Raw genomic sequence first — 1,284 nt, 5'->3', positions numbered from 1 at the left:
GCGGATTTGCCTACACACCGTCCTACACCCTTACCCCGGGACAACCACCGCCCGGGCTGGACTACCTTCCTGCGTCACCCCATCACTCACCTACTACCACCTTGGTTCGGCGGCTCCACCACTTTCCTTTCCCCGAAGGGTCCGGAACGGCTTCACGGCCTTAGCATTAATGGGTTCGATGTTTGACGCTTCACAGCGGGTACCGGAATATCAACCGGTTATCCATCGACTACGCCTGTCGGCCTCGCCTTAGGTCCCGACTTACCCTGGGCAGATCAGCTTGACCCAGGAACCCTTAGTCAATCGGCGCACACGTTTCTCACGTGTGAATCGCTACTCATGCCTGCATTCTCACTCGTGAACCGTCCACCACTGCCTTCCGGCGCGGCTTCACCCGGCACACGACGCTCCCCTACCCATCCATACAGGCGTTGGCCCTGTTGTATGAATGACACGACTTCGGCGGTACGCTTGAGCCCCGCTACATTGTCGGCGCGGAATCACTAGACCAGTGAGCTATTACGCACTCTTTCAAGGGTGGCTGCTTCTAAGCCAACCTCCTGGTTGTCTCTGCGACTCCACATCCTTTCCCACTTAGCGTACGCTTAGGGGCCTTAGTCGATGCTCTGGGCTGTTTCCCTCTCGACCATGGAGCTTATCCCCCACAGTCTCACTGCCGTGCTCTCACTTACCGGCATTCGGAGTTTGGCTAAGGTCAGTAACCCGGTAGGGCCCATCGCCTATCCAGTGCTCTACCTCCGGCAAGAAACACACGACGCTGCACCTAAATGCATTTCGGGGAGAACCAGCTATCACGGAGTTTGATTGGCCTTTCACCCCTAACCACAGGTCATCCCCCAGGTTTTCAACCCTGGTGGGTTCGGTCCTCCACGAAGTCTTACCTCCGCTTCAACCTGCCCATGGCTAGATCACTCCGCTTCGGGTCTTGAGCGCGCTACTGAATCGCCCTATTCGGACTCGCTTTCGCTACGGCTTCCCCACACGGGTTAACCTCGCAACACACCGCAAACTCGCAGGCTCATTCTTCAAAAGGCACGCAGTCACGAGACAATCAAGCAAGCTTGATGTCCGACGCTCCCACGGCTTGTAGGCACACGGTTTCAGGTACTATTTCACTCCGCTCCCGCGGTACTTTTCACCATTCCCTCACGGTACTATCCGCTATCGGTCACCAGGGAATATTTAGGCTTAGCGGGTGGTCCCGCCAGATTCACACGGGATTTCTCGGGCCCCGTGCTACTTGGGTGTCTCTCAAACGAGCCG

1 rRNA gene is annotated in these 1,284 nt (G+C 57.0%); it reads right to left on the bottom strand.

The features are described 5' to 3' along the window. Positions 1-1,284, bottom strand: a 23S ribosomal RNA gene (locus ABKA17_RS47880); the annotation flags it as partial.

Source organism: Streptomyces sp. RG80, from assembly GCF_040446465.1.
GTDB lineage: Bacteria > Actinomycetota > Actinomycetes > Streptomycetales > Streptomycetaceae > Streptomyces.
Note: the sequence above shows the minus strand (reverse complement) of the source record. Positions and strands in the feature narration are given on the sequence as shown.